The organism is Nostoc sp. ChiQUE01b (genome assembly GCF_034531255.1).
Lineage (GTDB): Bacteria > Cyanobacteriota > Cyanobacteriia > Cyanobacteriales > Nostocaceae > Nostoc.
In genome coordinates this window covers 16,872-38,859 of record NZ_JAVRBM010000061.1, presented here as the reverse complement: position 1 = coordinate 38,859, position 21,988 = coordinate 16,872, and the positions used below count along the sequence as shown (strand labels likewise).

The 21,988-nt window shown below is 41.4% G+C and carries 19 protein-coding genes and 1 pseudogene; 16 read left to right on the top strand and 4 right to left on the bottom strand.

Annotated features, from left to right (window positions below):
• The first annotated feature begins 149 nt into the window (after window positions 1-149).
• Complete coding sequence (locus RMY63_RS29710) at window positions 150-668, top strand: hypothetical protein (protein ID WP_322732147.1); 519 nt, start codon at window positions 150-152, stop codon at window positions 666-668.
• 111 nt (window positions 669-779) lie between these two features.
• Here the strand turns inward: RMY63_RS29710 and RMY63_RS29705 are convergent, their stop codons facing one another.
• Together RMY63_RS29705 and RMY63_RS29700 are read right to left on the bottom strand one after the other, a co-directional pair.
• Window positions 780-968 carry a DUF6887 family protein gene (locus RMY63_RS29705; RefSeq protein ID WP_292858947.1) on the bottom strand — a complete coding sequence of 63 codons (189 nt, stop codon included), beginning with the start codon at window positions 966-968 and terminating at the stop codon, window positions 780-782.
• A complete protein-coding gene (locus RMY63_RS29700; RefSeq protein ID WP_322732146.1) occupies window positions 961-1,137 on the bottom strand; it encodes a DUF6888 family protein in 177 nt (58 codons plus the stop codon). The genes RMY63_RS29705 and RMY63_RS29700 overlap by 8 nt, the downstream gene beginning before the upstream one ends.
• A 222-nt stretch (window positions 1,138-1,359) precedes the next feature.
• On the opposite strand from RMY63_RS29700, the gene RMY63_RS29695 reads away from it, so the two are divergent.
• The 4 genes from RMY63_RS29695 (at window position 1,360) to RMY63_RS29680 (ending at window position 6,041) form a co-directional block, all read left to right on the top strand.
• A complete protein-coding gene (locus RMY63_RS29695; RefSeq protein ID WP_322732145.1) occupies window positions 1,360-1,881 on the top strand; it encodes a Ycf51 family protein in 522 nt (173 codons plus the stop codon).
• Window positions 1,882-2,602: 721 nt separating this feature from the next.
• Window positions 2,603-3,781, top strand: a complete 1,179-nt coding sequence (locus RMY63_RS29690; RefSeq protein ID WP_322732169.1) for an iron-containing alcohol dehydrogenase family protein — start codon at window positions 2,603-2,605, stop codon at window positions 3,779-3,781.
• Between the two features lie 9 nt (window positions 3,782-3,790).
• Window positions 3,791-5,023, top strand: coding sequence for an aspartate aminotransferase (locus tag RMY63_RS29685; protein ID WP_322732144.1), 1,233 nt, complete (start codon window positions 3,791-3,793; stop codon window positions 5,021-5,023).
• A 280-nt stretch (window positions 5,024-5,303) separates the two neighbouring features.
• Entirely contained in the window at window positions 5,304-6,041 is a 738-nt protein-coding gene (locus RMY63_RS29680; protein ID WP_322732143.1) for a class I SAM-dependent methyltransferase, read from the top strand.
• A 165-nt stretch (window positions 6,042-6,206) separates the two neighbouring features.
• Here the strand turns inward: RMY63_RS29680 and RMY63_RS29675 are convergent, their stop codons facing one another.
• Window positions 6,207-6,611 (bottom strand): hypothetical protein, encoded by a 405-nt coding sequence (locus RMY63_RS29675; protein ID WP_322732168.1) that lies wholly within the window; start codon window positions 6,609-6,611, stop codon window positions 6,207-6,209.
• A gap of 192 nt (window positions 6,612-6,803) precedes the next feature.
• Between RMY63_RS29675 and ppsA the strand changes: the two genes are divergently transcribed.
• The 11 genes and pseudogenes from ppsA (at window position 6,804) to RMY63_RS29615 (ending at window position 21,052) form a co-directional block, all read left to right on the top strand.
• Window positions 6,804-9,305 carry a phosphoenolpyruvate synthase gene (gene ppsA, locus RMY63_RS29670; RefSeq protein ID WP_322732142.1) on the top strand — a complete coding sequence of 834 codons (2,502 nt, stop codon included), beginning with the start codon at window positions 6,804-6,806 and terminating at the stop codon, window positions 9,303-9,305.
• A 60-nt stretch (window positions 9,306-9,365) separates the two neighbouring features.
• A pseudogene (locus RMY63_RS29660) lies at window positions 9,366-9,655 on the top strand (element excision factor XisH family protein).
• Window positions 9,656-9,707: 52 nt separating this feature from the next.
• The gene (locus tag RMY63_RS29655; RefSeq protein ID WP_322732139.1) at window positions 9,708-10,832 is read left to right on the top strand and encodes a transposase; all 1,125 of its coding nucleotides are present in this window, start codon (window positions 9,708-9,710) and stop codon (window positions 10,830-10,832) included.
• Between the two features lie 52 nt (window positions 10,833-10,884).
• Window positions 10,885-11,163, top strand: coding sequence for a XisI protein (locus tag RMY63_RS29650; protein WP_322732167.1), 279 nt, complete (start codon window positions 10,885-10,887; stop codon window positions 11,161-11,163).
• Window positions 11,164-11,435: 272 nt separating this feature from the next.
• The gene (locus RMY63_RS29645) at window positions 11,436-12,146 is read left to right on the top strand and encodes a GNAT family N-acetyltransferase (protein ID WP_322732138.1); all 711 of its coding nucleotides are present in this window, start codon (window positions 11,436-11,438) and stop codon (window positions 12,144-12,146) included.
• Between the two features lie 17 nt (window positions 12,147-12,163).
• On the top strand, window positions 12,164-13,759 hold the full coding sequence (locus tag RMY63_RS29640) for a dolichyl-phosphate-mannose--protein mannosyltransferase (RefSeq protein WP_322732137.1): 1,596 nt from the start codon (window positions 12,164-12,166) through the stop codon (window positions 13,757-13,759).
• 99 nt (window positions 13,760-13,858) lie between these two features.
• Window positions 13,859-14,119, top strand: coding sequence for a hypothetical protein (locus tag RMY63_RS29635; RefSeq protein ID WP_322732136.1), 261 nt, complete (start codon window positions 13,859-13,861; stop codon window positions 14,117-14,119).
• Window positions 14,120-15,227: 1,108 nt separating this feature from the next.
• Window positions 15,228-15,953: a helix-turn-helix domain-containing protein gene (locus RMY63_RS29630; protein ID WP_322732135.1), complete on the top strand. Its 726-nt coding sequence runs from the start codon at window positions 15,228-15,230 to the stop codon at window positions 15,951-15,953.
• Entirely contained in the window at window positions 15,847-18,567 is a 2,721-nt protein-coding gene (locus tag RMY63_RS29625) for an ABC transporter transmembrane domain-containing protein (RefSeq protein ID WP_322732134.1), read from the top strand. Before RMY63_RS29630 ends, RMY63_RS29625 begins: the two co-directional genes overlap by 107 nt.
• A 65-nt stretch (window positions 18,568-18,632) precedes the next feature.
• Window positions 18,633-20,156 carry an HlyD family efflux transporter periplasmic adaptor subunit gene (locus RMY63_RS29620; RefSeq protein WP_322732166.1) on the top strand — a complete coding sequence of 508 codons (1,524 nt, stop codon included), beginning with the start codon at window positions 18,633-18,635 and terminating at the stop codon, window positions 20,154-20,156.
• Window positions 20,157-20,296: 140 nt separating this feature from the next.
• Complete coding sequence (locus tag RMY63_RS29615) at window positions 20,297-21,052, top strand: peptidylprolyl isomerase (RefSeq protein ID WP_322732133.1); 756 nt, start codon at window positions 20,297-20,299, stop codon at window positions 21,050-21,052.
• Window positions 21,053-21,168: 116 nt separating this feature from the next.
• Here the strand turns inward: RMY63_RS29615 and RMY63_RS29610 are convergent, their stop codons facing one another.
• The gene (locus RMY63_RS29610; RefSeq protein ID WP_322732132.1) at window positions 21,169-21,336 is read right to left on the bottom strand and encodes a hypothetical protein; all 168 of its coding nucleotides are present in this window, start codon (window positions 21,334-21,336) and stop codon (window positions 21,169-21,171) included.
• Window positions 21,337-21,988 lie beyond the last annotated feature (652 nt).

Below are 21,988 nucleotides of genomic sequence, written 5' to 3'. Positions count from 1 at the left end.
ATCCCTTTGGGGTTTTCCTGCATGACGGGCATCTCTTGTAGATGCCCTTTTGTATATTTATTATTTTTCTCGCTACAACACAATTTAAAAAATATTGAATTTGACGAAATATCTGAAATAGTTTGATTTTTTGTCCAGGAATGTAAAATATGGTTACTGAAATAAAACTAGGTCTTTGTAACCCGCCAGAACCTATTTATTTGCATGTGAGAAATGGAGAATTAAACGGGGAATCATATTTGTGGTATAACTACGATAACAAGAATCAAATAACTACTCCTGTCACACAAACAGGATTAGCTGGGTATATATCAGAACTTAAATTAACGACGAAAGAATTTAAGGGAAAGGACAACATTAAGTTAGACATCTATGTTAGAGCGGATGATATTTATGTTGTTAGGACTGGGAAAGAAACGAACTTTGCTAAAAGTTTCCTCTTAGCTGTATCGCTAATCCAAGACTTTTCCAAGCCACTGATTATCGCTGCAACTGCTGGAGAAGGAAATGTGGTTTTTTGTAACCTCTACGACGCGGCGACTAAAACCAGGATTCGCTGTGAATGGAACAAAGATGCCGATTGGCCAGCAATCATTGATAGTGTTCAAACGAAATTGCAGACATCTCAAAATTCCCATATTGTTTCTGGTGAGCCAATACTATTTTAGAAAAACTGGGGAGGCTGGGGAAGTCAGTTAAGCAATTTCTTTACCAGCTTTATTCGCTAAAACCTAACAAAATCAAATTACTCACTAACGGAATGATGATGTGTTTTTTAGCTATGGCTCTAAGCCTTGGCTACGTTTTTCTTGGATGATTTGTTGTAGCTCATCTACTGAATTAAGACGTTTGCCATTAGACTGAACATGTAATGTTAGGGCGTGAATTGCTTCTGTATCGCCACGATTTTGTAAGATATAATCTCGCAATTGCTTGCGTGTCATTTCTCTAAAGTTAGGCTTATTCATAATCAACCTCTCCTTCTGGATTAATTACTACAACCGTCTCTTCACCTGCTATTATTACGATGTTATCTGTTCGCTCATCTAAGCTAACTAGGTAAACCGGGAGATACATTCGCGTTAGCCAAGTCAAGACTCTGTATAACTGTTTCAATTGTTCTGAGGTTGGCTCCATTCACCGCTAAACTTAGGCTAAACACAAGTTGAAACTTTATTATGACCGATAACCTTTATGGTGTAGTATCAATTCTTTGTGAAACTACACAAAATTAGGCTTGGTGATACAAGAGGCTTGAGCAAGTTGTTCTATCTATGCAACCTCACAGGTAATTGATGTAAGCTATCGGTAAAATGGGTGTGTCGGTAACGAAAAAAAGACGCCTCCATAACCAACCTTATGCTCACAACAGCTAACTTTCTTCAGTACACCCAATGGTCAGGTATAGCTACATTGGTATTTGCTGCCTTGACATTTTTGGCTTTTATTCTCAAATGGGGCATCCGCTTTCGGCTGGTGGGTACAACTGGCTTTATGCTGGTGCTGACTAGTGGTTTATTTGCACTCTCAATAGTCCCCTTGAGTCGGACTGCGATTCCCGGAGCAGTCCGGTACACTCTAGTTTATGACAATGGTTCAACACAAGCAGTGATTGCTACATCACCCAAAATTACACCCACACAATTAGAAGCAACTTTACGTCAAGCAGCTAGTAATCTCTTTTCTTATGGTCGCTCAGGTACACAGGAAGACGACAAGTTGACAGTTCGCGCCCGTACCATTATCCACCCGGAAACAGGGATTTCTGTCCCAGTTTACTTGGGTGAGGTCAAGCGATCGCTCATTTCTCATCAAAATTCCCCAGTAACAGTCAAAATTTACACAGACAATTTTGCCAAATTGCCAAAATCCAATGCTTAAGGGGATTGGGGATTGGGGACTGGGGGATGAGGGGGATGAGGGGGATGAGGAAGAATAATAATTGTTTACTTACTCCCTTATCTCCCCCTGCTCCCTCATCTCCCCCATCTCCCAGTCCCCAGTTCCCAATCCTCCATGCTTGTTATCAGGATGACAGAAATTATTTTGTATTTACTGATACATTAATGGTTATTTTTAGATTAAAATATTCACACTTTAGTGGTTATACTGTAGGAAAAAGTTAATCAGCGTGGGGTAATGGGTACTAATAGTTGTAATTTATCAGTTTTTATCCTAATTGCCCCTGTTGCCATTTTCAAAATTCTTTGCAGCAAATCAAGGGGTTGTAGGAACATATATTTGCATACTTTACTTATGTATCTGTAGCTAAAAATTGCATGAAATAGCACGATCGCCTACACATTATCAATTCTCGATTGCTTTTTTTGAGAATCTGACAATGGTAATGTTAATTAATTATACGGTTATTCAAAACTTTGATAGTTCGGAATTTCAGGTCAATGGGTATTTATAGATTCAAGCAATGTCGTCAAACTACTCAATCAATCGGCAACAGGACTTGTCTATTTAATTGCTTGGCTCAAATCCAGATAAGCCGGATGGAAGGTTGGAGCCATCCAAAAACCAGCTTGGCAACAAGTATCCTCGATCGCCAGTCTATTTGATTAAGAAATATCAAGGTTTTGGCAAACGAGATTATATGCCCAATAATTTTTCTACTCAACCTTCTTTGTCTACTCAAACCTCTAGTTCATTATTTACGCTCACAGTTTCCCCCGCAAAAGTAATCCGTGGTTCTAGGGTGTTGCAAACAGCGGCAGCAGAGATTGCCTGTTTGGGAAGTCGTCCCTTAATTGTGGCAGGTAAGTCTACTCTCGCCATTAGCCAACAAAATTTACAACCAGTTTTAGAAGCGCAGCAGTTACATACTGTCCAAGCTTCTTATGGTGCAGATTGCTGCGAAGTTAGCCTAAAATCTTTACAAAAGAAGGCAAAAGAACATAAAGCTGATGTGATTATCGGTGTTGGTGGTGGCAAAGCCCTAGATACAGCGAAATTAGTCGCGCAGCAGTTACATCTACCAGTGGTGACAATTCCTACTTCTGGGGCTACTTGTGCAGCTTGGAGTGCCTTATCGAATGTTTATTCGGAAGATGGGGCTTTTCTCTACGATGTGGGGCTATCTCGTTGTCCCGATTTATTGATACTCGATTATGACTTGATTAAAACTGCACCACAACGTACCTTAGTAGCTGGAATTGGTGATGCGATCGCTAAGTGGTACGAAGCCTCAGTTAGCAGTGGACACTTGCAAGACACTTTAATTATTGCTGCGGTGCAACAAGCACGAGTTTTGCGAGATATCCTCTTGCAAAAGTCAGCCGCCGCCCTCGAAGAACCAAGTTGTGAGGTTTGGCGAGAAGTGGTAGATGCCACTGTGTTACTCGCTGGGGTAGTTGGGGGACTTGGAGGGGCACAGTGTCGCACTGTTGCCGCCCATGCCGTGCATAACGGTTTAACTCATATTTCAAGACATGGCAGTATTCATGGCGAAAAAGTTGCTTTTGGGATTTTAGTGCAACTGCGTTTAGAAGAAATGCTACAAGGCAATCAACTTGCTGCATCGGCACGGCAACAATTGTTAAAGTTCTACACAGAAATTGGACTACCCCAAAAATTAAGTGATTTGGGATTGGGCAATATTACATTAGGCGAATTGCAAACAGCCGCCGAAATGGCTCTAGTTCCTAATTCTGACATCCATCGACTACCGTTTAAAGTCGCGCCAGAACAGTTGATGGCAGCAATGGTTTCTACCACTGCACCTATAGATAGTAGAGATACTACAAATCGAGTTTCGCCCAAGGGTAATGAGTGACGAGGTTTTATGAGTTTAAATTGGATTGTCCCAGCAGAACGCATACAAAAACTACCACCTTATGTATTTGCCCGTTTAGATGAACTGAAAGCTAAAGCACGGGAACAAGGGTTAGATTTAATTGACTTGGGTATGGGAAACCCCGATGGTGCAACGCCAGCACCAGTTGTCGAAGCGGCGATCGCAGCTTTAAAAGATCCCGCCAATCACGGTTATCCACCCTTTGAGGGCACTGCTAGTTTCCGCCGTGCCATCACTAACTGGTATCGTCGCCGTTATGATGTGGTTCTCGATCCTGATAGCGAAGCCTTGCCACTTCTCGGTTCTAAAGAAGGATTAACCCATTTAGCACTCGCCTACGTTAACCCGGGTGATTTAGTTCTGGTTCCTTCTCCAGCTTATCCTGCACATTTTCGCGGCCCAGCGATCGCTGGTGGGAAAATCCACAGCTTGATTCTCAAACCCGAAAATGACTGGTTAATTGATTTAGCTGCTATTCCTGACGAGGTTGCCAAACAAGCTAAAATCCTTTATTTCAACTATCCCAGCAATCCTACTGCCGCCACCGCCCCCCGCGAATTTTTTGAAGAAATCGTCGCCTTCGCCCGCAAATATGAAATTTTGCTAGTGCATGATTTGTGTTATGCCGAGTTAGCTTTTGATGGTTATCAACCCACTAGCTTATTAGAAATTCCCGGTGCAAAAGATATTGGTGTGGAATTTCACACCTTATCTAAAACCTACAATATGGCTGGTTGGCGCGTCGGGTTTGTCGTGGGTAATCGCCATGTAATTCAAGGTTTGCGGACGCTGAAAACTAACTTGGATTACGGCATTTTTGCTGCATTACAAACAGCAGCAGAAACAGCTTTGCAACTGCCAGATGTGTATTTGCATGAGGTACAACAACGCTACCGTACCCGCCGCGATTTCCTGATTCAGGGGTTAGGAGAGTTGGGTTGGGATATCCCCAAAACCAAGGCGACAATGTATCTTTGGGTGAAGTGTCCCGTTGATGTTGGTTCCACAGATTTTGCCCTGAACGTGTTGCAACAAACAGGCGTTGTGGTTACTCCAGGTAATGCCTTTGGGGTTGCAGGTGAGGGTTATGTCAGGATCAGTTTGATTGCAGAGTGCGATCGCTTGGGTGAAGTTTTACATCGCTTCAAGCAAGCTGGCATCCGCTATCAGCCTGAAGCTGTAGTCCCTGCTTCAGAGGCGATCGCCGATCTCGTTAGTTGATTATAAAAAGGAAAACCAATATTACATGACTAAAATTTTTGCTGATGGTCTTTGAAATCGTGTAAAAAAGTAGAAAAAGTTAACAATGATTGGTACTAATATTTACATCAGTTAAGAAACTCAAGAATTTTGAGTTAAAGCGGCTGCTTTAAAAAGCTGCTTTAAAAAAAGTATCTGTTAAAAAACTAGTTTCTTCTCTTTTGAGAGAAAGTATTCAAAAAAGTTTTGGGCAAATTCGCTATCCTAGTTGCACAAAATACTATAACTGATACTAAGCAATATGAATAAGTGGTACAAAGAAGACCTTGCGTTTATTCATGATGTTGGTTTTCGTGACTTCGCTCTTAAATCTGCTCCAGGCATCTTAGAAATCCTGGCTCAAAACAAAATATATGATGGACTAGTGGTTGACTTGGGTTGCGGTAGCGGATTATGGGCACAAGAACTCACCAAGGCTCATTATCATGTTCTCGGAGTCGATATTTCTGAGTCGATGATTAATATTGCACGAACAAGAGTACCGAATGCCGAATTTCGGATCGATTCACTATTTAAAACAGATATTCCCTCATGCAATGTCGTCACATCCATTAGTGAATGCCTCAGCTACCTATTTGATTCAGACAACGATCGCCAAACCCTTGTTCAGCTTTTCCACCGCATATATAACGCCTTAACTCCTGGAGGTGTATTCATCTTCGATATTGCGGAGAAAGGACAAGTTGCACAAGGTACCACAATTAGGGGATTCACTGAAGGAGACGGCTGGGTAGTATTAGTTGAAAAAAAGGAGGATCAAGAGCAAATAACTTTGACTCGCCGAATTACCAGCTTCCGCAAGATGGGGGAACACTACAGACGATCTGACGAAGTACATCACGTGCGGTTATACGAAGCGACAGCTATTGCAAGTGAACTCTCTGGCGTGGGTTTCCAAGTTGAAATAACCCGTAGTTATGGTCAATACCTTCTGTCAAAGGGTCATGCAGTATTCATTGCACGCAAACCATCTGAATAAATACCTGATCTCAAATCCAATATCTAATTTTTTTTGCTATGGTGATCCTAAAGTAATTGTTAAGTACTTACGAGGTGTCAATCAATTGACTAGTCGATTAACTTGTATATTCAACTACAGATACACACAAATAATTTATCTATAAAGTAAAGTGCATCTGTTTTATTACTTATTAGGTTGAGCAATACGCGCTTCAATATCTGACAATGTTTGTAACAATAAACTCCTTGCCTGCAATTGCCAACCCCATTTCTGAATTCTGTAAGCTAATACAGTGCCAACTACAGATGCTAACAAGCCTATAGGTTGATTTAAAGAAATTCCCAATAACAAACCCAATCCAGCAATTCCCCAAAATGGTAAGGCTACAGCTTGTCTTTGTTCTTCGACAATTTGAGTAATGATATTAGATTGCTTATTAGCTAATAATGCTTCTTTGACTTGCCCCTGCTGGGCTGCCGATACCGATAAACCTATTTTACGGCGTAGCTTTTCTATTTTGCGGGCATCAGTGCTGTATTGGGTTAGTTCATCTTCTGCCATTTTTAGGAGTCGTTCTAGCTGCACCATCATGTATTACATCCGGTATTTTGATCGAGTTATTAAACTGAATAATTGTTAATTTTTATTGCCGATCATCTTGCATTTCATCGCCAAATCTCAAACCACGCGAGAGGATTAAAAATCTAAAATTGAATATGGGAAAAATATATTAGCAGTTATGCACTTACAAGTTGAGTATAAACTTAAAAGGTAATATTTATGACTATAGTATCTAAAAGCACTTTGTCTCTATTTGCCCAAGAGCGATCGCTCATTCTCTGGTTTGATGAAATTGGGATTGCTGATATACCAGTAGTTGGTGGTAAAAATGCCTCACTAGGGGAAATGATTCAACAGCTAACACCCAAAGGTATTAATGTTCCCACCGGATTCGCCACTACTGCTTACGCTTATCGTCATTTCATTCAATCAGCGGGGTTAGAAGCAAAGCTACGCAAACTTTTTGCTGACTTGGATGTTGAAGATGTCAAAAATTTACGAGAACGCGGCAAAAAAGCGCGATCGCTATTAATCCACACCCCATTTCCTGTAGAATTGCGGGAGGCGATCGCCACAGCATACCATAGTCTCTGTGAACGATACCATGCAGACACAGATGTGGCAGTCCGTTCCAGTGCCACTGCTGAAGACCTTCCCGATGCTAGTTTTGCTGGACAGCAGGAAACTTACCTCAACGTTGTCGGTGTTGAAGGAGTTTTAGCAGCTTGTCACAAATGCTTTGCGTCTCTATTTACCGATCGCGCTATTTCTTATCGTCACACTAAAGGATTTGACCACTTTAGCATTGCTCTAGCTGTGGGCGTGCAAAAAATGGTGCGCTCTGACTTAGCAACCTCTGGGGTGATGTTCTCCATTGATACAGAAACAGGTTTTAAAGATGCAGCACTGATTACAGCCGCCTACGGATTAGGAGAAAATGTTGTCCAAGGGTCTGTAAATCCCGATGAATATTATGTTTTTAAACCAACTTTAAAAGCTGGTTTTTGCCCAATTATCGATAAAAGATTAGGCAGTAAAGAACTGAAAATGATTTATGATGACGGCTCCAAATTTACGAAAAATGTTTCGGTTTCGCCCAGCGAAAGAGGTAAATTTGCCCTGAGTGATGAAGAGATTTTACAACTAGCAAGTTGGGCGTGTTTAATTGAAGACCATTATTCCCAAGTCCACGGCATTTTCACTCCAATGGATATTGAGTGGGCAAAAGATGGAATTACTAACCAACTTTTTATTGTGCAAGCGCGTCCTGAAACCGTCCAGTCGCAAAAGACAGGAAATGTATTGCGGAGTTATCGGTTGGTATTGGGGAATAGGGAATGGGGAATAGGGAATGGGGAAAAATCTTCCCCTACCCCACTCCCTGATTCCCAATCGCCAATCCCTCTGGTCACGGGACGCGCGATTGGAGAAGCAATTAGTCAGGGAAAAGCACGCCTAATTTTAGATGTTCACAAACTAGACCAGTTCCAAGTCGGGGAAGTTTTGGTGACAGAGAGAACCGATCCCGATTGGGAACCAATTATGAAACGCGCCAGTGCAATTGTCACCAATTCTGGAGGCCGCACGTGTCATGCAGCAATTATCGCGCGAGAATTGGGTGTACCTGCGATCGTCGGATGCGGCAATGCTACGGAAATCTTGAAACCTGGTCAAGAGGTAACAATTTCTTGTGCTGAAGGGGAAGAAGGAAAAGTTTATTCAGGCTTATTACCTTTTGAAGTTAAAGAAGTCCCTTTAGAAAATTTGCCCCGCACCCGCACTAAAATTTTCATGAATGTGGGTAATCCTCAAGAAGCATTGAGTTTATCGGCAATTCCTAACGATGGCGTCGGTTTAGCACGGACAGAATTTATCATTGCTAACCAAATTCAAATTCATCCAATGGCGTTGATTCACTATGACTCGTTAAAAGACGAATTTGTGAAAGCTAAAATTGCTGAGATTACCTCACTGTATGACGATAAACTCCAGTATTTTGTAGATAAATTAGCTCAAGGTATAGGTAGAATTGCCGCAGCATTTTATCCCAAACCTGTAATTGTGCGAATGTCAGATTTCAAAAGTAATGAATATGCCAATTTATTAGGTGGACGACAGTTTGAACCCCATGAAGAAAACCCAATGTTAGGTTGGCGAGGGGCGGCGCGTTACTATGATGAGGGCTACAGAGAAGCTTTTGCCTTAGAATGTCATGCCATCAAAAGGGTACGGGAAGAAATGGGTTTGACGAATGTTATCCCGATGATTCCCTTTTGTCGCACCCCTGACGAGGGGCGTTTGGTTTTAGCAGAGATGGCAAAAAATGGTTTAAAGCAGGGTGTTAATGACTTGCAGGTTTATGTAATGTGCGAGTTACCGAATAATGTGATTATGGCTGAGGAGTTTGCTGAGGTATTTGATGGCTTCTCAATTGGTTCCAACGACCTAACTCAGTTGACACTGGGGATAGACAGGGATTCGGCGTTAGTGGCACGGTTATTTGATGAGCGCAGTCAGGGTGTGAAGCGAATGGTGAAAATGGCCATAGAAGCGGCGAAAAAATGCGATCGCAAAATCGGCATTTGTGGGCAAGCACCCAGCGACTATCCAGAATTTGCCCAGTTTTTGGTTGAACAAGGAATTGACTCGATTAGCCTGAATCCAGATTCAGTTTTAAAGACAATGTTGGAAGTGGCAAAAGTCGAGGGTAGTAATTCGTAATTCGTAATACTCGCTTTAGAAGTGAGAAGCAAGCTACATAATTCGTAATTCGACTAATTTATGCCAGCTAGAGACCGCTACCACGAGAACTTGAAGAATGCGCTGATCAAAGATGCCTGGACGATTACCGACGATCCTTTTCATCTAAAGTGGGGAAAAAGGATCTTTACGTGGATTTGGCAGCCGAAAAGTTACTCATAGCAGAAAAAGGAACGCAGAAAATTGCTGTTGAAATCAAGACCTTCAGTGGTGAATCGGAAATAGCAGACCTCGAACAGGCAATTGGTCAGTACTTTACCGAAAAATTGGGTTTAAAGCCTCGCCCTTATAGGGCGACTTTTATGCAATGAATTCAGCTATTTCTTCATGTTATTGCATCCAAATAAAGCGTACAATAATAATATGAAAAGTCTGAAGTTTAAGCTCTATCAACACAAACGGAATAGATACCTCAAGCGAATGATTAATGCGTCTGGGGTGATTTATAACCATTGTATTGCTCTCCACAAACGCTATTACCGAATGTGGGGTAAGCATTTAAGTTGTGCAAAACTTCAGTCTCATATTGCTAAATTGAGGAAGCATAACCCGTTTTGGCAATCAGTAGGTTCTCAGGCAGTGCAAAATATTTGTCAACGCATTGAGAAAGCCTATCAGCTATTTTTTAAACATAGCAATAAAGGAGTTAGACCGCCAAGATTCAAAAAAGTTAAAAAGTACAAATCATTCACCCTTAAGCAAGCAGGTTATAAGTTTTTGGGTGGGAATCGAGTCAAGATTGGGAGTCAGGTTTATCAATTTTGTCAATCTAGTAAAATCGAGGGAACAGTCAAAACATTAACTATTAAACGCACTCCATTGGGTGAGTTGTTTATGGTTGTGGTTGTTGATAATTGTTCGGAGTCGGAGAGGAAATTCACGACTAGTAAAATAGCGGGATTTGATTTTGGGCTTAATACATTCCTCACTTGCTCAGATGGTAGTAGAATTGAGTCTCCTCAATTTTTCAAACAGTCACTTAAAGCCATTAGAAAAGCTAGTAAACAGCATTCTCAAAAATTAAAGGGTTCAGCTAACCGAGAACGGGCAAGGAAAAACTTGGCACGCAAGTATGAGGATATCTCTAATCGTCGGCGTGATTGCTTTTGGAAGTTAGCACATGAATTAACCAACAAGTTTGATATTCTATGCTTTGAGACATTGAACCTCAAAGGAATGCAACGCCTTTGGGGTAGAAAGATATCAGACTTAGCTTTTGGAGAATTTCTACAAATCTTAGAATGGGTAGCTAAGAAGAAAGGCAAACAACTGGTATTTGTGGATCAGTGGTATCCATCTACCAAGACCTGTTCTAGTTGTGGTCATATTTTAGAAAGTCTAGATTTGTCTATTAGAGAGTGGCGTTGTCCGTCCTGCCAGTCAGTAAACGGAAGGGACGAGAACGCCTCAGTGAATATTCAAATGGTTGGGGCATCAACCATTGGATTAGGTGATGTAAGACGGGCTAGCCCTGCAATTGCTGTTTGACTCCAGAATCCTCGCCCTTTAAGGGTGAGGAGTATGTCAATCTTACAGTGATATTCAGCATGAAACTATTTTTGATAAAGAACAGGATCGATATTTGGTGATGATTCTTGGTCGAGAACCAGTGCCAGAACTCTCTCCAACTGCAACACGTCGCGTTCACGGCTGTCTGATTCACATTGATATTATTGATGGCAAAATTTGGATTCAACGTGATGGCACTGAAGAGGGGGTAGCAGGGGAATTGGTGAAGGCAGGTATATCAAAGGATCGGATTGTGTTAGGGTTCCGATCTGAAGAACTGCGGAAAGATTCAGAATTTGCAATCGCATAACCAACGGTAGTTGAACTTCTGGATAACTGCCCATATAGTAATCCGATTTGATTCGGTGAATTACTCGTAGAGACTAGGGACTGGGGACTGGGGACTGGGGACTGGGAAGAAGGAATAAAAGTGTACCTAGCTCCCTTAAAAATCAAATATGAGTCCTATAGGATAGCGATCGCCATATTTTGTTTGTGTAATTGTCTACAAAACTTTTGACTGCTCAACCATAAGTATCTTAGTATTTTGCAGAATGGCGATTTATTTTAGCCAAAAGCAAGATGACAAATCTTTTGGAAACCGAACGCTTGATCATTCGCAGTTGGATACCCGAACGCGATGCCGAGCAAGCTTTTGTAATGTACAGCGATTCTGAAGTGACGCGCTTTCTTGGTAAAGCTTCTCGCCCCGCAAGTATTGAGTCACAGCGTCAGCGCTTGATTGAAGGTATCGAGCGAATGCACCAACGCAACAATGGTACTGGATCTTGGGCAATTCTTGAAAAGGAAAGTACAACAATTATGGGAACTATCCTTCTTAAACAATTGCCCGACAAAGATGGTTTACCCACTCAAGATTATGAGGTAGGCTGGCACTTGCGGCGAGCTTCTTGGGGTAAAGGGTATGCAACAGAAGCAGGACAAGTTATGCTCAATTACGGATTTAGTGTTTTGAACTTACCAGTGATTTATGCCGTAGTGAAGCCAGAAAATCATGCTTCAATCCGTGTAACTCAAAGACTGGCTATGAAACCAATAGGGCGAACAAACAAGTATTACGGTATTGAACTACTCTTATTTCAACTAGATGCACCTGAAGAGTGGAGGGGGAGCAGGGGGCAGGGAGCAGGGAGCAGGGGCAGGGGGAGCAGGGGGCAGGGGGAGCAGGGGGCAGGGGGAGCAGGGGGCAGGGGGAGCAGGGGGAGCAGGGGGAGCAGGGGGAGCAGGGGGAGAAGAACTATTAATTATTGCTCAATGCCCAATGACAAATGACAAATGACAAATGACAAATGACTAAAAAGTGGTTCCGAATTGGGATGGTGAGTATATTTATTCTCTCACTTGCCTTACGGTTTTGGGGACTGGAGCGATTCAACACTCTGGTATTTGATGAAGTTTACTTTGCCAAATTTGGTAATAATTATCTTACGCATACGCCATTCTTTAATGCTCATCCGCCGCTGAGTCAATATATGATTGGCATCGGCATTTGGATTGGCAGTCACATTCCTTTTTGGCACGATACGGTAAATGGGCTGACAGGATCATTGCGATCGCCTTGGACTTATCGTTGGTTAAATGCCCTCACTGGCTCATTTATTCCTTTAGTTGTGGCTGCGATCGCTTATCAGTTAAGTTATCGTCGTACCTTTGCAATACTTGCAGGATTATTCACAGCTTGTGATGGTATTTTTTTAGTTGAGTCTCGGTATGCTCTAAGTAATATTTATATCGTCATTTTTGGTTTGTTAGGGCACTGGTTTTTATTATTGGCATTAGATAATCAAAATCGGCGACGTTCTTTTTGGTTAGTTTTTGCTGGCATTGGTTTTGGTGCCTCAGTAGGTACTAAGTGGAATGGTTTGTGGTTCCTGTCAGGTGCTTATCTCATTTGGATAGTAGCTTGGGTAATTCATTTAACATATTCTTTTGCTAACCTCAAACTATTTTTTACATCCCCCTCATTGAAGGAGGCAGAAGGCAGGAGGCAGGATAGCGCAGCGTTAGCGAGTCCGCGAGCGTCGGCAGGAGGCAGAAGTCAGGAGTCAGGGGTTAGTACTTATTCTCCCTCATCCCCCTCATCCCCCTCATCCCCCTCATCCCCCTCATCTCATACATCCCTACAAAACTTGACTCAGCTAAATCTTTTCCAAATGCTGTTTTATCTAGGAATCATCCCAGCTTTTATCTACAGTATCATCTGGATTCCTCACCTTCAACTAGATAAAACTTATGGATTTATTGCAGTACATCAGCAAATTTTGAAGTTTCACTTACATTTAGGGGGAAATAGTCCGAACGTACATCCTTATTGTGCTGCCTGGTATAAATGGCCTTTGATGACTCGACCAATGGCATATTATTATCAAACGGCTAAAAGTATCACCGAACCTTTACCTGTGATGGGCCCGCCTTTACCTGCCGGCGCTGGACAAGTTATTTATGATGTCCATGCAATGGGCAATCCATTTTTGTGGTGGTTTGGTGTCGCCGCCATGTTGTTTTTAGTAGGGATGCTGGTGTTACAAGCGGTAATTCCTTGGGTAAAAGAAAAGCGTTTTTCTATGCCTGCAACCCTGAGTGTTGATACTTGGATTGCCTTATATTTAGTTATAAATTATGCTGCTAACTTATTACCTTGGGTGAAAGTGACAAGGTGCGTTTTTATCTACCACTATATGTGTGCAGTAGTGTTTGTCTTTTTAGCGATCGCTTGGTTTGTCGATCGGTGTCTTTGCAGTTATTATCAACAACTTCGGGCGCTAGGTGTCACCATTACTTTTATTATTCTGGCTGCTTTTATTTTCTGGATGCCCATTTATTTGGGTTTACCCCTATCTCCTGACGGTTATAAATTGCGAATGTGGTTCAACTCTTGGATTTGATTAATCAACTATTATTGATACATTTTACTGTCAGAAGTAGCATTAATACTGTTCAGTTGTCCGATAGCACCGATGACAGTTTCAACAAAATCTTTAAAAGTGTCAGTTCCAATTGCATCTTTTTGGATAACCACTGGTCGGATTATTACAGGTTGTCCTAAACTGCTGTATTCAGTAGTGCTGAGTGCTGAGTGCCTCGGCTTAGAGTATAACCCCATAGTTAAAACTAGGGGATTGAAACAAGGACACATTGTCTTGAAAAATCGCTCCACTTGGGGCTTTGCCCAAGACCGCGTTTTTCGCTTTTTCACAGCATGTCGAGTCCCCTTAAAAAATATTTCTATTTTTTTTCATAAATAAATTTAGGGGCTTGGAACCCTATGTGCCTAGTCTGTTGATTTTACTTTTTAATCTAAGCCGAGTTACTCAGCACTGTTTTGGTCAACCAAATTGTTATTATTTACACCAGTAATCGTATTATTACCTGCACTGCACTTAATCCTGGGCTTTAATATCATGTCCGCATAATTAGTTATGATTTCCACAGTCATTGCACCCCACACGCCAGATGCTCCACTTGGGGAGACCCCAGACGCTCGATGACTCGCTTGCCGCCGGCGCTATCGCCCTTGGCGTCTCCCCTTCTCCCAAAGGGAGAGGCTAGCGCCAAGGGAGAAGACCGCACTGGCTCCCCTTAATCCCCTCCCCGCTCTTCGCGAGAGGAGACAAAGCGTAGCTAGCGCGGTCTTGGGGGTTTCCCCCATGAGCGACTGGCGCGTAGCTTTGGCTCTTTGGGGTTCTTCGGGTTTAATAAGTAATCAAGCGGACATGATATAAGTCCCTCTTTTTGAAGTAGATTTAAAGTAAGTAGAGCGGTATGGAAAAATAAAACTATGTTAAGAAAAATTAAATAGACTCAAACCCTCCTGCCTCCTGCCTATAAGCAATAATACTTAAAATATCGCTACAATCGGGCTAAAATTGGGGTTGAAAATACAATTTTTGAGCAGGCGATCCTACGGTTTTTGCTAGCCTACGCGTAATTTTGATACGCATCTTTTATTCTTACTCCATTGGTTCAGTACAAGAGTTAACTTCATATCTTTGCTTGTTCCAAATTTTCAGCATAATTTTTAATTGACAAACGTAAAGATTATTTTAATCTCTCACCGATGGAGTCCTAGTGTATCCTTTTGAATTACAAAAGTATTTTACTTGTAAAGAAAATGTACAGTGATTGTCGTATTTAGCCTAACATTTCATAAAAGTTTTACGGTTAATTTACCGAATTCACATATATGATTTGTAGCTTGATATATACCTGACATACAATACATATAATACATAAAAAATTGTGCGCTATTAGGGTAATCACTAGCCCCTAAATAGATTTGTTTGTGAGTGCTTGATAAATTATATCCCAAGCACAAGGCTTTTATGCGTTTACAAAACTAACAATTTTACGTTTATGTCTGATCACCAAGGTAAACCTGAAACTAACTACTTAAGTGGATATACTGGTAAGTATTTAACAGTATTTCAGCGAAAACTCCTATTACAAAATTTGCAAAAAAGTTTACTTGAATCCTACCGCCAACGCATTGAAATCATGTTGTTGGCAGATGAGGGAAAAACCCAAACGGAAATTTGTCAAAGCTTGGGATGTTGTGCAGCAACAGTAAGGCATTGGACACACATAGCGCGAACTGGGATGGCGCACCAATGGCAAGATTGCCCCCTTGGTCGCCCGAAGGCAGTAAATGATGAGTATTTACAACGTTTGAAAGAACTGATTAATAGTAGTCCCCGCGAATATGGCTATGCTTTTCGACGCTGGACAGCTAACTGGGTTGGGAAACATCTGGCAAAAGAATTTGGGATTGAGGTGAGCGATCGCCATATCAAGCGGCTACTCAAACAGATGGGATTATCCACACTACCAAAACCCAGCAATTCTGAAGCAAACAGCAATGAGCAGGCTAAGAGTTCCAAAATTTTCATTAGTGACTTGAAATCGGCAGCTATTCCAGATGATTCCGAATTTTTGTCTTTGAACTTCACAAAATTAGGAAACGATTCAGACATTTATGGCGCAAGATATATCCGCTCAGTTGGTTTCTCTAGAACAGTTCAACCATACTCTGGGTTATTCTCTTTCAACAGAGGAATTTCAACAATGTCTTCAACAAGTTAAATTTATCAACCCGAAAGTCGGCAAATTCTGGCAAGGAACTGATGTCCAACCAGGAATTTATATGGCGATCGCTGGTAAAGTCAGGTTGCTCTCTAGCGCCGATGAGTTAATCGCCACTTTAGAGACAGGTGACTCATTTGGGGAATTTACCTTGTTTAAGGAAGGTAACTTTAAACCTTATGCTGCCAGGGCTTCAGTAAACTTGCAACTGTGCTTTGTTTCGGGTGAAGTGTTGTGCCCATTGATGACTAAATATCCCCAAATTCGGGAGCATTTGTGGGCTAAGGCGCGATCTCGTAACCCTCAACAGGTGGACTCAGATAATCCCCCATCTGACTTAGAACAGATACATGAAACGAAGATTTTGTCAACGCCAGCAGTAAAGCCACGCGAGAAAAAGATTAGCAAAGCCTATTTTCCTAACTCCACGCAGCGAGTCGGGCATTTATTACAGCGGGTGATTCGGCGCTATCCGTTTTTTGCCCAGCAGAGTGGATCGGATTGCGGTGCAGCTTGTTTAGTGATGGTGTCTCGCTATTGGGGGAAAAACTTTAGTGTCAATCGCCTGCGCGATATCGCCAACGTTGACCGCAATGGCTCGTCACTGCGGGGGTTATCGGCGGCGGCGGAAAGTATTGGGTTTGCCACGCGACCTGTGAAAGCTAGTCTTGACCAATTGGCGAAGCAAAAATTGCCTGCGATCGCTCACTGGGAGGGGAAGCACTACATTGTTGTTTATGAAATTACCCCCAAACACGTCATTGTCGCCGACCCCGCCATTGGTCAACGCACCCTCAGCCACGCCGAATTTAAAGCCAACTGGACTGGCTATACACTACTGCTGGAACCCACAGCCTGGTTGAAGGATGCCAAAGAGACTATAACTCCCTTTTGGCAATTCTTTGAGTTGATCAAGCCTCACTCTTTAGTAATGCTGGAAGTGTTTGTTGCTTCCTTATTTATCCAGATTTTTGGACTGATTACGCCCCTATTCACGCAGTTAATTTTAGACCGTGTAGTGGTGCAGCGTTCTGAACTAACCTTAACGGCGGTGGGGTTAGGGTTGCTGATTTTTAGTTTATTCCGTGTGGCAATGACGGGGTTGCGGCAATATCTGTTAGACCACACAGCGAATAAGCTCGATTTAGCACTAATTGTCGGATTTATTCGCCATACCCTGCGGCTACCCTTGAGTTACTTTGAGTCGCGTTATGTGGGGGATATTATCTCTCGTGTACAAGAAAACCGTAAAATTCAACGCTTCCTCTCCGGTGAAGCGTTGTCCATCCTGCTAGATTTAGTCACTGTCTTTATCTATTTAGGATTGATGTTTTGGTACAGTTGGAAAATGGCGTTACTAGTGTTGGTGATTATACCGCCTTTTTTACTGCTGGCATTGATTGCCACACCTTTTTTACAAAAGATTTCTAGAGAAATCTTTAACGCTGTTGCTAATGAAAGCAGCTATCTGATTGAAGCCCTTTCTGGTGTACGAACAGTTAAATCTACAGCAGTAGAACAGACAGTACGTTGGCATTGGGAAGAGTTATTAAGTAAAGAAGTAAAAACTAACTTTTCCGGGCAAATTATCAGTAATCGCCTGCAAATTTTCAGCAACACAATTGAAGCATTGGTAACTACCATCTTGCTGTGGTTTGGGGCATATCAAGTAATTCACAACCAGCTAACCATTGGGCAATTAGTGGCATTTAATATGTTGCTGGGAAATATTATTAGACCCTTCCAACGATTAACAGTTTTGTGGAATCAATTGCAAGAAGTGGTGATTGCAGTGGAACGAATTAATGATGTGTTGGATGCAGAACCAGAAGAGGATTTGCAGCATCAGGCGCGGCAATCTTTACCACCCATTCAAGGTAATATTCGCTTTGACAATGTGACGTTTCGCTATCATCCTGAAAGCGATATCAATGTTTTAGAAAATCTCAGTTTTGAAGTACACAGCGGGCAAATGGTTGCCTTGGTGGGACGGAGTGGTTCGGGGAAAACCACGATTTCTAAGCTCGTTTTGGGGTTATATCCGCCCACAGATGGCAAAGTGTTGATTGATGGGCAGGATATTACCAGTATTTCATTGCGTTCTCTACGCGAACAGGTTGGAGTAGTTGACCAAGATACCTTTTTGTTTGGCGGAACGATTCGGGAAAATATTAGCTTGGCACATCCTGGGGCAACTTTGGCAGAGATTATTGAGGCGGCGCGATTGGCGGGTGCTGATGAATTTATTAAAAAATTACCTATGGGTTATGAAACTCAGATTGGTGAAGGAGGGGGGATGTTGTCTGGAGGACAGCGACAAAGAATTGCGATCGCTAAAGCGTTGTTAGGCAATCCCAAGCTATTGATTTTGGATGAGGCGACTTCCCATCTAGATGCAGAGTCAGAAAGGATTATTCAGACGAATTTAAACACAATTCTCAAAGACAGAACCACCTTAATAATCGCCCATCGCCTTTCAACTGTGCGTCATGCCGATTTGATTTTAGTGCTGGATCGCGGCGTGTTGATTGAGAGTGGGACTCACCAAGAATTGATGGCGAAACGGGGACATTATTTTTATCTCAATCATCAGCAGTTGGATGTTGCAGGATGAAACAAGAAGATAAGCAGGAAGCTTTTGTTGTCTCCCAAAATCCAAAATTGATATTAGGAAAAATCATGCCAAACACATTAAATGGAAGGGTTCAAACCCAAATCTATGAGGTAGAACAGCACGGGGAAGTTTTAAGAGAGCAAACACCAGCTAGATCAACTGATGATTGGGCTTATGCAACTAAAGATTTACTTGATAGCTTGCCCCAAGTTTGGACAAGGGGATTACTGTATTTTTTGGTGGTGTTTGTCTCAATCATTTTACCTTGGGCAATGCTATCTAAGGTGGATGAAACGGGTACGGCAACAGGGCGACTTGAGCCAAAGGGAAAGACAGTTAGGCTGGATGCTGCTGTAGCAGGTACTGTTGCCGAAATTCGGGTAAAGGAAGGTGATCTAGTTAAAGCTGGGCAAACTTTATTAGTGTTGGAATCGGAATTAGTTAAGGCAGAATTACGACAGGTACAGGATAAATTAGAGGGACAATTAAATCGACTTTCTCAGTTAAATTCATCTAAAAGTCAGTTAGTTGTATCTTTGACAACTCAACAGCAACAAAATCAATCTCAACAGTTAGAAAAGCAGGCTCAAATTGATCAAGCGCGACAGAATATGAATGCTCTGAGGAATTCCTATGATTTACAAAAAGACGAAAAATTATCTCAAGTAAATCAGGCACGGCAAACTCTTGAGCATAGTCAAACTGCTAATAAGTTAGTAAACAGTAGTTTGGCAAGTACCGAGCGGGAAGTTGAACGTTATCGTAGTCTTTGGCAGTCAGGGGTTATTCCAGAAATTAATGTTGTCGAGAAGCAAGATATAGCTAAAGACAAACAACAGTTATACGAACAAAATCAGTCAGATATTCAGCAGGCTAAACTACGTTTATTAGAACAACAGAGTAGTTATAAGCGGACTATTCGGCAAGCAAATGCAGATATTGAGCAGGCACTATTGCGATTGAAAGAACAGGAAAGGAGTTATCAGACATTAACTCGTTCCAACAAACTTGCTTTGCTAAAAATCGACGAACAACAGAAAGATTTGGAGACAGAAATTACTACACTTCAAGCAGAAATTGCTCAAAGTAAGAGTCAGATTGTCTCGTTAAAGTTTCAGTTAGGACAACGAGAGTTAAGAGCCACCGTCAATGGTAGAGTGTTTCAGTTACCGATACAACGGGCTGGGTCTGTAGTGCAGCCTGGAGCAATGATTGCGGAGATTGCACCGCAAGGTTCGCCTTTAATAATTCGGGCACAAATGGCGACAACTGAGAGTGGTTCTTTGCGAAGAGGATTGCCAGTCAAGTTAAAGTTTGATGCTTATCCTTTTCAGGATTATGGCGTGCTGGAAGGACAATTGTTAGAGATTTCACCTACTACCATAGAGGTGGAAACACCTAATGGAAAGGTGGCAGCTTATGATTTAGAAATTGCCCTAAAAGAAAATTGTATACCCTCCGCTAATAAATGTATTGCTCTGCATCCTGGGGATACGGCAACGGCGGAGGTAATTGTGCGCCAGCGTCGGATTATTGATTTTCTGCTTGACCCATTTAAGAAGTTGCAGCAGGGGGGGGTGAAATTGTAGAGCGTCTATTTATAGGCTTTGCAGCTAATTTATAGTTCCTATGCTCTGCGTAGGAAGCGCTGATTGGAAGCTTTGCCTCCTCAAATCTAGCATCTATGGATTTCACGTTTAATTTCATCTATCTACATAAGAGAAAAATCATGTCTCAACCTATTACCATTACCAATGAAGATATTCTTTACCAAGTCAAGCTATCCTGCAAAGTTCCTAAGTTCATTGAGGAAATTGTTACCCGTAAGGTTATTGCAAATGCCGCAGCTGAGGCGGGTATCAAAGTAGAGACTGAGGAACTTCAGAAAGCAGCAGACCAACTCCGGTTAATGAATAAACTCAATAGTGCTGATGATACCTGGGCGTGGTTGGAAAAACATAGTCTTTGTATAGATGATTATGAAGAAATTGTCTACAATACCGTCATTTCTGGAAAGTTAGCTGCTTATCTGTTTGCAGATAAAGTTGAACCCTATTTCTTTGAAAATCAACTAGATTATACTGGTGTGGTCATGTATGAAGTTGTTCTGGATAATGAAGACTTGGCAATAGAACTCTTCTATGCCATTAAGGAAGGTGAGATGAGTTTTTATGATGTTGCTCACAAATACATACAAGATAAGGAATTAAGGCGCAAAGGAGGATATCGGGGAATAGTCAAACGCAAGGAGTTGAAACCGGAGATTTCAACAAATGTTTTTGCTGCCACGCCTCCCCAGGTTCTTAAACCTATCGTAGCCTCTAAAGGAGTACATCTAATTTTGGTTGAGGAAATTATTAAACCAGAATTGGAGCCTATGCTGCGCTATCAAATTCTTGAGGATTTGTTTACAGCCTGGATAAAGCAGCAAATTGAGCCAGTTGAAATTACTAAGAAACTTGACTTTAGCAATTGGACAACTTAAATTTTAATTAAACTCAAAAGTCAAGTATTCAAACCATTAACAGATAATGCCCTCTAATAATTAGAAGGCATTGTTTACTGTCTTAGACCGCAAGCCTAAAACTATGCACTTTTCATTCAAAATAATATCGCTAGAGCAATACTTACTAGAACAGGGTGATCCTCAATAAAATCAAGAACATCCTTAAACCAACCACCACCTAACACATAGGCTAGCTCATCCTCTGTTAGATCACAAAGAGAGTTTTCGGAAGGACTCAAGTCACAGATTGTAATATTAGCCATCTTGAAATTTACTCCTAAGTTAAGTTGTGTTAGTTGGAATTAGACTTTTTATTATCTTTTCCTATTACTATAATCTTTTATTTAATTTATTCTTTCAAGGTTTATATCAATCAAAAACATGCCATAAATAATGCAGTTACGGTTTTGTTTGTTATCAAATATGCTACGTTATTTTTCTAAAAAAAACAAAATTGTATTTATTTTGATAAAGCACCTAATATTTAATGACATATATAAAATATTTATGACCTTTTTCCTTTTTCACTGCTTACTTCATTTCTACAAATTAGAAAAACCAATAAAAAATCAGCCCAATAATCCTCTTAGACTGAACGATAAAAATTTAGAGCTATTTCATTCTGGCAGTAGCAGCAGACCCTATACTATCTGCTACAATCTGTCGAACTCAGGTGAGACTTGCTGCAAACTGTGCGATCGCTTTTCATAGCTGCTACAAAGTGTTTAAATAAATCTTTAACGAAAGCCATTTGAACGATTTTAAGATGACCTAAATTTTCACAAAAGTGACAAAAGTATTTCTTTTATGTCCCGATAATTAATAAAATATTTGAGAAAAAATAATTAGATTCATTAGACTATGATCAGAAATCAAAAATATTATTTGGTTTCTCAAACAACATAGATTTATTGG